The 8888-nt window shown below is 70.8% G+C and carries 7 protein-coding genes; 6 read left to right on the top strand and 1 reads right to left on the bottom strand.

Translation table 11 applies throughout. The features are described from left to right. Nucleotides 1-106 precede the first annotated feature (106 nt). Nucleotides 107-607 (bottom strand): transcriptional regulator BldD, encoded by a 501-nt coding sequence (gene bldD, locus ACFWEE_RS26610; protein WP_327174691.1) that lies wholly within the window; start codon nt 605-607, stop codon nt 107-109. A 231-nt stretch (nt 608-838) separates the two neighbouring features. Between bldD and pyrR the strand changes: the two genes are divergently transcribed. The 6 genes from pyrR (at nt 839) to carB (ending at nt 8816) form a co-directional block, all read left to right on the top strand. After that, nucleotides 839-1423 carry a bifunctional pyr operon transcriptional regulator/uracil phosphoribosyltransferase PyrR gene (gene pyrR, locus ACFWEE_RS26605; protein WP_386892786.1) on the top strand — a complete coding sequence of 195 codons (585 nt, stop codon included), beginning with the start codon at nt 839-841 and terminating at the stop codon, nt 1421-1423. A 111-nt stretch (nt 1424-1534) separates the two neighbouring features. Beyond that, complete coding sequence (locus ACFWEE_RS26600; protein ID WP_266702306.1) at nt 1535-2512, top strand: aspartate carbamoyltransferase catalytic subunit; 978 nt, start codon at nt 1535-1537, stop codon at nt 2510-2512. 2 nt (nt 2513-2514) lie between these two features. Next, nucleotides 2515-3801: a dihydroorotase gene (locus ACFWEE_RS26595; RefSeq protein ID WP_386892784.1), complete on the top strand. Its 1287-nt coding sequence runs from the start codon at nt 2515-2517 to the stop codon at nt 3799-3801. Next, nucleotides 3798-4376, top strand: coding sequence for a hypothetical protein (locus ACFWEE_RS26590; protein WP_386892782.1), 579 nt, complete (start codon nt 3798-3800; stop codon nt 4374-4376). The genes ACFWEE_RS26595 and ACFWEE_RS26590 overlap by 4 nt, the downstream gene beginning before the upstream one ends. Then, on the top strand, nt 4373-5515 hold the full coding sequence (carA, locus tag ACFWEE_RS26585) for a glutamine-hydrolyzing carbamoyl-phosphate synthase small subunit (protein ID WP_386892780.1): 1143 nt from the start codon (nt 4373-4375) through the stop codon (nt 5513-5515). Before ACFWEE_RS26590 ends, carA begins: the two co-directional genes overlap by 4 nt. Further along, nucleotides 5508-8816, top strand: a complete 3309-nt coding sequence (carB, locus tag ACFWEE_RS26580; RefSeq protein ID WP_386892778.1) for a carbamoyl-phosphate synthase large subunit — start codon at nt 5508-5510, stop codon at nt 8814-8816. The genes carA and carB overlap by 8 nt, the downstream gene beginning before the upstream one ends. Nucleotides 8817-8888 lie beyond the last annotated feature (72 nt).

The raw sequence follows: 8888 nt of genomic DNA, 5'->3' as shown, positions 1-8888 counted from the left end.
GTATAAGAGACAGGACCCTGTCAGGTCTCTCCCGCCGGCCCGGCAAGAAGGTGTTCGCACGGCACGGTGTTCGTGCGGGCGGGGCCCGGAGCCCCGCCGAGAGGGCTCAGCCCTCTTCGTGGGTGACGGCCCGGCGCGCGTCCGCGTCCAGCACGCCCCAGTTGATCAGCTGCTCCGTCAGCACGGAAGGCGACTGGTCGTAGATGACCGCGAGGGTGCGCAGGTCGTCCTGGCGGATCGAGAGGACCTTGCCGTTGTAGTCGCCGCGCTGGCTCTGGATCGTCGCGGCGTAACGCTGCAGCGGTCCGGCCTTCTCCGGCGGGACGTGGGCGAGGCGCTCCAGGTCCAGGACGAGCTTCGGCGGCGGCTCGGCCGCGCCGCCGGGGGTCGTGCCCGGCAGGAGCTCCTGGACGGGAACGCCGTAGAAGTCCGCCAGCTCGGCGAGACGCTGGACCGTCACCGCACGGTCGCCCCGCTCGTACGAGCCGACGACGACGGCCTTCCAACGGCCCTGCGACTTCTCCTCCACGCCGTGGAGGGAGAGGCCCTGCTGGGTGCGGATGGCGCGGAGCTTGGCCCCGAGCTGTTTTGCGTATTCGCTGGACATAAGGCTCCCCGGACGCTCGAACATGATGCGGCGCCGCCGCGTGGCTGGTGACTCACTGTGAGGTTACGCAGCGTTACTTGGATGCGTCAAGCCGGGAGGTCCCGGGCGGCTCCGCGGGGGGCCGGGTCGGGGGTCCCGGAACGGCCCTGGTACCGTTGAAGACGAAGTTTTCAGATTTCCGACGTCCTTTAAGGTCCGTCCCGTGAGGCGGAGAAGGAGGTCCGTTTCTCAATGGACGCACAGCACGACGGCACCGGCAACGCGGCACGGCCCGTTCTGGAGGCCCCCGACATCGCCCGGGCCCTGACCAGGATCGCCCACGAGATCGTCGAACGCGCCAAGGGCGCCGACGACGTGGTGCTCCTCGGCATCCCCACCCGCGGCGTCTTCCTCGCCCGCAGGCTCGCCGCGAAGCTCGAAGAGATCACCGGCCGCGCGATGCCCGTCGGATCGCTCGACATCACGATGCACCGCGACGACCTCCGGATGCGCCCCGCGCGTGCCCTCGGACGCACCGAGATCCCCGGTGACGGCGTCGACGAACGCCTCGTCGTCCTCGTCGACGACGTGCTCTTCTCCGGCCGCACGATCCGCGCCGCCCTCGACGCCCTCGGCGACATCGGCCGCCCCCGCGCCGTCCAGCTCGCGGTCCTGGTGGACCGCGGCCACCGCGAACTCCCCATCCGCGCCGACTACGTCGGCAAGAACCTCCCGACGTCGCACCGGGAGACGGTCACGGTCCAGCTCGCCGAGGAGGACGGCCGCGACGCCGTGCTGCTCGGAGCGCGGCGGAGCGCCCCGGCAGGCGGGCACTAGCACCGCTACCGCTACCCGAACGGCCCTTCCGTGCGACCCGTCACCCGGTCCGTACGGCTGCCGCAGCACGCCCGCATGCCCGCAACCTCCACCACCCCGGAGAACACCCAGATGAAGCGCCACCTCATCTCGGCCGCCGACCTCACCCGCGACGACGCCGTCCTCATCCTCGACACCGCCGAGGAGATGGCCCGGGTCGCCGACCGGCCGATCAAGAAGCTCCCCACCCTGCGCGGCCGTACCGTCGTCAACCTCTTCTTCGAGGACTCGACGCGGACCCGCATCTCCTTCGAGGCCGCCGCCAAGCGCCTCTCCGCCGACGTCATCAACTTCTCCGCGAAGGGCTCGTCCGTCTCCAAGGGCGAATCCCTCAAGGACACCGCCCTGACCCTGGAGGCGATGGGCGCCGACGCCGTCGTCATCCGGCACCACGCCTCGGGCGCCCCGTACCGCCTCGCCACCTCCGGCTGGATCGACGGCGCGGTCGTCAACGCGGGCGACGGCACCCACGAGCACCCCACCCAGGCCCTGCTGGACGCCTTCACCATGCGCCGCCGGCTGGTCGGCGCCGACCAGGGCCTCGGCCGCGACCTCGAAGGCCGCCGGATCACCATCGTCGGCGACGTCCTGCACAGCCGGGTGGCCCGCTCCAACGTCCACCTGCTGACCACGCTCGGCGCCCACGTCACCCTGGTGGCCCCGCCCACCCTGCTGCCGATCGGCGTGGAGCAGTGGCCCTGCGACGTCAGCTACGGCCTGGACGAGGTGCTCCCGAAGTCCGACGCGGTGATGATGCTGCGTGTGCAGCGTGAGCGGATGAACGCCGCGTACTTCCCCACCGAGCGCGAGTACTCCCGCCGCTACGGCCTGAACGGCGACCGCATGGCGAAGATGCCCGAGCACAGCATCGTCATGCACCCCGGCCCGATGAACCGCGGCATGGAGATCACCGCCGAGGTCGCGGACTCCGACCGCTGCACCGCCGTCGAACAGGTCGCCAACGGCGTCTCCGTCCGCATGGCCGTGCTCTACCTGCTGCTCGGCGGCTCCGAGCCCGCCACCACCGCCCGTACCGAGGGGAACAAGTAACCATGAGCAAGATCCTTATCCGCGGCGCGCAGATCCTCGGTGGCGAAGTCCAGGACGTCCTGATCGACGGCGGGACCATCGCCGGGATCGGCACCGGCATCGAGGCGGCGGACGCCACCGTCGTCGAGGCGGCGGGCCAGATCCTGCTGCCCGGCCTGGTCGACCTCCACACCCACCTGCGCGAGCCCGGCCGCGAGGACTCCGAGACCGTCCTGACCGGCACCAAGGCCGCCGCGGTCGGCGGGTTCACCGCCGTGCACGCCATGGCCAACACCTTCCCCGTCGCCGACACCGCCGGTGTGGTCGAGCAGGTCTGGCGGCTCGGCAAGGAGTCCGGCTACTGCGACGTCCAGCCGATCGGCGCCGTCACCGTCGGCCTGGAGGGCAAGCAGCTCGCCGAGCTCGGCGCCATGCACGACTCGGCCGCCGGAGTGAAGGTCTTCTCCGACGACGGCAAGTGCGTCGACGACGCCGTGATCATGCGCCGCGCCCTGGAGTACGTGAAGGCCTTCGACGGCGTCGTCGCCCAGCACGCCCAGGAGCCCCGCCTCACCGAGGGCGCCCAGATGAACGAGGGCACCGTCTCCGCCGAGCTCGGCCTCGGCGGCTGGCCCGCCGTCGCCGAGGAGTCGATCATCGCGCGCGACGTGCTGCTCGCCGCCCACGTCGGCTCCCGGGTGCACATCTGCCACCTGTCGACCGCCGGCTCGGTCGAGATCGTCCGCTGGGCCAAGTCCAAGGGCTGGAACGTCACCGCCGAGGTCACCCCGCACCACCTGCTCCTCACCGACGAGCTGGTCCGCTCGTACAACCCCGTCTACAAGGTGAACCCGCCGCTGCGCACCGAGGCCGACGTCCTGGCCCTGCGCGAGGCCCTCGCCGACGGCACCATCGACTGCGTCGCCACCGACCACGCCCCGCACCCGCACGAGGACAAGGACTGCGAGTGGGCCGCGGCGGCGATGGGCATGGTGGGCCTGGAGACCGCGCTCTCCGTCGTCCAGCAGACGATGGTCGAGACCGGTCTGCTCGACTGGGCGGGCGTCGCCGACCGCATGTCCTTCCGCCCGGCGGCCATCGGCCGGCTCGACGGACACGGCCGCCCCGTCTCGCCCGGTGAGCCCGCCAACCTCGTACTCGTCGATCCGGCATACCGTGGGACCGTGGACCCCGCGGGCTTCGCGTCCCGCAGCCGCAACACCCCCTACGAGGGCCGTGAGCTGCCGGGACGGGTCACCCACACCTTCCTGCGGGGCCGTGCCACGGTCGTCGACGGGAAGCTCACGTGACAAAACTGACCCCCCTGTACCAGCTGGCCGCCGAACAGAAGTCGGCCGCCGTGACCGACTGGTCCGCCCGGATCAGCTGGGTCGTCGGAATACTGGTCTTCGTGGCCTTCGTCTACTGGCTGATGCGCCAGGGATGGAAGTGGCGCGGCAGCCTCCAGTCCGACCTGCCGGAGCTCGCGGCCACCCCCGAGGGATTCGCGGACGGAGCCCCGCTCCTGAAGCTCTCCGGCCGCTACCACGGCTCCACCACCGCCGGGCAATGGCTCGACCGGATCGTCGCGCACGGCCTCGGCACCCGCAGCCGGGTCGAGCTCACCCTCACGGACCAGGGCCTGGACGTCGTACGCCCCGGAGCCAACGGCTTCTTCGTACCGGCCGCGGCCCTGCGCGAGGCCCGGCACGAGCGGGCGATCGCGGGCAAGGTCCTCCCCGAGGGCGGCCTGCTGGTCATCACCTGGGCCCACGGCGACAAGCTGATCGACTCCGGGTTCCGCGCCGACCAGGCCGCCGGACACCAGGCCTGGATCGACACCCTCACCTCTCTCACCAGCACTACGGAAGGCACCGCACGATGACGATCTCCACCCGGGGAGCCGCACAAGCTCCCGCCGTACTCGTCCTGGAGGACGGCCGCATCTTCCGCGGCCGTGCCTACGGGGCCGTGGGGGAGACCTTCGGCGAGGCCGTTTTCTCCACCGGCATGACCGGCTACCAGGAGACGCTGACCGACCCCTCGTACGACCGCCAGATCGTCGTCGCCACCGCGCCGCAGATCGGCAACACCGGCTGGAACGACGAGGACGACGAGTCCTCCCGCATCTGGGTCTCCGGCTACGTCGTGCGCGACCCCGCACGCATCCCGTCCAACTGGCGCTCGCGCCGCTCCCTCGACGAGGAGCTGGCCAAGCAGGGCGTCGTCGGGATCTCCGGCATCGACACCCGCGCCCTCACCCGCCACCTGCGCGAACGCGGCGCGATGCGCTCCGGCGTCTTCTCCGGCGAGGCGCTGGCCCCCGACGCCGAGCTGCTCGCCCGCGTCCAGGCCCAGCCGCAGATGAAGGGCGCCAGCCTGTACGAGGAGGTCGCCACCAAGGAGGCCTACACCGTCCCGGCGATCGGCGAGAAGAAGTTCACCGTCGCCGCCATCGACCTCGGCATCAAGGGCATGACCCCGCGCCGGATGGCCGAGCGCGGCATCGAGGTGCACGTGCTCCCCGCCACCGCCACGGCCGAGGACGTCTACGCCGTCTCCCCCGACGGGGTGTTCTTCTCCAACGGCCCGGGCGACCCCGCCACCGCCGACGGCCCGGTCGCGCTGATGCGCGCCGTGCTGGAGCGCAGGACGCCGCTCTTCGGCATCTGCTTCGGCAACCAGATCCTCGGCCGCGCCCTCGGCTTCGGCACCTACAAGCTGAAGTACGGCCACCGGGGCATCAACCAGCCCGTCCAGGACCGCACGACCGGCAAGGTCGAGGTCACCGCGCACAACCACGGCTTCGCCGTCGACGCGCCCCTGGACAAGATCTCGGACACCGAGTTCGGCCGCGCCGAGGTCTCCCACGTCTGCCTGAACGACCAGGTCGTCGAAGGACTGCACCTCCTCGACCAGCCCGCGTTCAGCGTCCAGTACCACCCCGAAGCAGCTGCGGGCCCGCACGACGCCGCGTACCTCTTCGACCGTTTCGTCACCCTGATGGAGGGCCAGCGTGCCTAAGCGCTCCGATATCCAGTCCGTCCTGGTCATCGGCTCCGGCCCGATCGTCATCGGCCAGGCCGCCGAGTTCGACTACTCCGGTACCCAGGCGTGCCGCGTGCTCAAGGCCGAGGGCCTGCGCGTCATCCTGGTCAACTCCAACCCGGCCACGATCATGACCGACCCGGAGATCGCCGACGCCACCTACGTCGAGCCGATCACCCCCGAGTTCGTCGAGAAGATCATCGCCAAGGAGCGCCCCGACGCCCTCCTGCCGACGCTGGGCGGCCAGACCGCGCTCAACACCGCCATCTCCATGCACGACAACGGCGTGCTGGAGAAGTACGGCGTCGAGCTGATCGGCGCCAACGTCGAGGCGATCAACAAGGGCGAGGACCGCGACCTCTTCAAGGGCGTCGTCGAAGCCGTCCGCGAGAAGATCGGCCACGGCGAGTCCGCCCGCTCGGTCATCTGCCACACGATGGACGACGTCATCCAGGGCGTCGACACCCTCGGCGGCTACCCGGTCGTCGTCCGCCCCTCCTTCACCATGGGCGGCGCCGGCTCCGGCTTCGCCCACGACGAGGAGGAGCTGCGCCGCATCGCCGGACAGGGCCTCACCCTCTCGCCGACCACCGAGGTGCTCCTGGAGGAGTCCATCCTTGGCTGGAAGGAGTACGAGCTGGAGCTGATGCGCGACAAGAACGACAACGTCGTGGTCGTCTGCTCCATCGAGAACTTCGACCCGATGGGCGTCCACACCGGCGACTCCATCACCGTCGCCCCGTCGATGACGCTCACCGACCGCGAGTACCAGCGGCTGCGCGACATCGGCATCGCGATCATCCGCGAGGTCGGCGTCGACACCGGCGGCTGCAACATCCAGTTCGCCATCGACCCCACCGACGGCCGGATCATCGTCATCGAGATGAACCCGCGCGTCTCCCGGTCCTCGGCGCTTGCCTCCAAGGCCACCGGCTTCCCGATCGCCAAGATCGCCGCCAAGCTGGCCGTCGGCTACACGCTGGACGAGATCCCCAACGACATCACCGAGAAGACCCCGGCCTCCTTCGAGCCCTCGCTCGACTACGTCGTGGTCAAGGCCCCGCGCTTCGCCTTCGAGAAGTTCCCCTCCGCCGACTCCACCCTCACCACCACCATGAAGTCGGTGGGCGAGGCCATGGCGATCGGCCGCAACTTCACCGAGGCGCTGCAGAAGGCGCTCCGCTCGCTGGAGAAGAAGGGCTCGCAGTTCTCCTTCACCGGGGAACCCGGCGACAAGGACGCCCTGCTCGCCGAGTCGGTCCGCCCGACGGACGGCCGCATCAACACCGTCATGCAGGCGATCCGCGCCGGTGCCACCCCCGAGGAGGTCTTCGACGCCACGAAGATCGACCCGTGGTTCGTGGACCAGCTCTTCCTGATCAAGGAGATCGCCGACGGACTGGCCGCCGCCGAGCGCCTCGACGCCGACGTGATCGCCGAGGCCAAGCGCCACGGCTTCTCCGACGCGCAGATCGCCGAGATCCGCGGCCTGGGCGAGGACGTCGTCCGCGAGGTCCGCCACGCGCTGGGCATCCGCCCGGTCTACAAGACGGTCGACACCTGCGCCGCCGAGTTCGCCGCGAAGACCCCGTACTTCTACTCCTCGTACGACGAGGAGAGCGAGGTCGCGCCCCGCACCAAGCCCGCGGTGATCATCCTCGGCTCGGGCCCGAACCGCATCGGCCAGGGCATCGAGTTCGACTACTCCTGCGTCCACGCCTCCTTCGCCCTGAGCGACGCCGGCTACGAGACCGTGATGGTCAACTGCAACCCGGAGACCGTCTCCACCGACTACGACACCTCCGACCGGCTGTACTTCGAGCCGCTCACCCTGGAGGACGTCCTGGAGATCGTCCACGCGGAGACGCTGGCGGGCCCCGTCGCGGGCGTCGTCGTCCAGCTCGGCGGCCAGACCCCGCTGGGCCTGTCGCAGGCGCTCAAGGACAACGGCGTGCCCGTCGTCGGCACGTCCCCCGAGGCGATCCACGCCGCCGAGGACCGCGGCGCCTTCGGCCGGGTGCTCGCCGAGGCCGGCCTGCCCGCGCCGAAGCACGGCACCGCCACCACCTTCGACGAGGCCAAGGCCATCGCCGACGAGATCGGCTACCCGGTCCTGGTGCGCCCGTCGTACGTCCTCGGCGGACGCGGCATGGAGATCGTCTACGACGAGGCCCGCCTGTCCTCGTACATCGCCGAGTCCACCGAGATCAGCCCCACCCGGCCGGTCCTGGTCGACCGCTTCCTCGACGACGCGATCGAGATCGACGTCGACGCGCTCTACGACGGCACCGAGCTCTACCTCGGCGGCGTCATGGAGCACATCGAGGAGGCCGGCATCCACTCCGGCGACTCCGCCTGCGCGCTGCCCCCGATCACCCTCGGCGGCCACGACATCAAGCGCCTGCGGGTCTCCACCGAGGGCATCGCCAAGGGCGTCGGCGTCCGCGGACTGATCAACATCCAGTTCGCGCTCTCCGGCGACATCCTCTACGTCCTGGAGGCCAACCCCCGCGCCTCCCGGACCGTCCCCTTCACCTCGAAGGCGACCGCCGTCCCGCTCGCCAAGGCCGCCGCCCGCATCTCGCTGGGCGCGACCATCGCCGAGCTGCGCGCCGAGGGCCTGCTGCCGGCCCAGGGCGACGGCGGCACCCTGCCGCTCGACGCGCCGATCTCCGTCAAGGAGGCCGTCATGCCGTGGTCGCGCTTCCGCGACATCCACGGCCGCGGTGTGGACACCGTCCTCGGCCCGGAGATGCGTTCGACCGGTGAGGTCATGGGCATCGACTCGGCCTTCGGGACGGCCTACGCCAAGTCCCAGGCCGGCGCCTACGGCCCGCTGCCCGTCAAGGGCCGCGCGTTCATCTCGGTCGCCAACCGCGACAAGCGCTCGATGATCTTCCCGGCCCGGGAGCTCGTCGCCCACGGCTTCGAGCTGATGGCGACCTCCGGCACCGCCGAGGTCCTCAAGCGCAACGGCATCAACGCCACCGTCGTGCGCAAGCAGTCCGAGGGCGAGGGCCCGAACGGCGAGAAGACCATCGTCCAGCTCATCCACGACGGCCAGGTCGACCTCATCGTCAACACGCCGTACGGCACCGGCGGCCGGCTCGACGGCTACGAGATCCGGACCGCCGCGGTGGCCCGCTCGGTGCCGTGCCTGACGACCGTCCAGGCGCTCGCCGCCGCGGTCCAGGGCATCGACGCCCTCCGGCGCGGGGACGTCGGCGTACGGTCCCTCCAGGAGCACGCCGAGCACCTGACGGCGGCACGCGACTAGTCGGTACGGGACGGCCCGGGCCCGCACGTGGTCCGGGCCGGCCAGGCAAGGGGGACACCGGTCTGCGGTGTC

This window comes from Streptomyces sp. NPDC060184 (genome assembly GCF_042728795.1).
GTDB lineage: Bacteria > Actinomycetota > Actinomycetes > Streptomycetales > Streptomycetaceae > Streptomyces.
The sequence above is the reverse complement of the archived record's forward strand: the minus strand, read 5'-3'. Positions and strand labels throughout refer to the sequence as shown.

What these genes read in the sequence shown, in the direction of transcription:
- bldD (WP_327174691.1), bottom strand. Translation starts at nt 607, where the DNA reads ATGTCCAGCGAATACGCAAAACAGCTCGGGGCCAAGCTCCGCGCCATC.
- pyrR (WP_386892786.1), top strand. Translation starts at nt 839, where the DNA reads ATGGACGCACAGCACGACGGCACCGGCAACGCGGCACGGCCCGTTCTG.
- ACFWEE_RS26600 (WP_266702306.1), top strand. Translation starts at nt 1,535, where the DNA reads ATGAAGCGCCACCTCATCTCGGCCGCCGACCTCACCCGCGACGACGCC.
- ACFWEE_RS26595 (WP_386892784.1), top strand. Translation starts at nt 2,515, where the DNA reads ATGAGCAAGATCCTTATCCGCGGCGCGCAGATCCTCGGTGGCGAAGTC.
- carA (WP_386892780.1), top strand. Translation starts at nt 4,373, where the DNA reads ATGACGATCTCCACCCGGGGAGCCGCACAAGCTCCCGCCGTACTCGTC.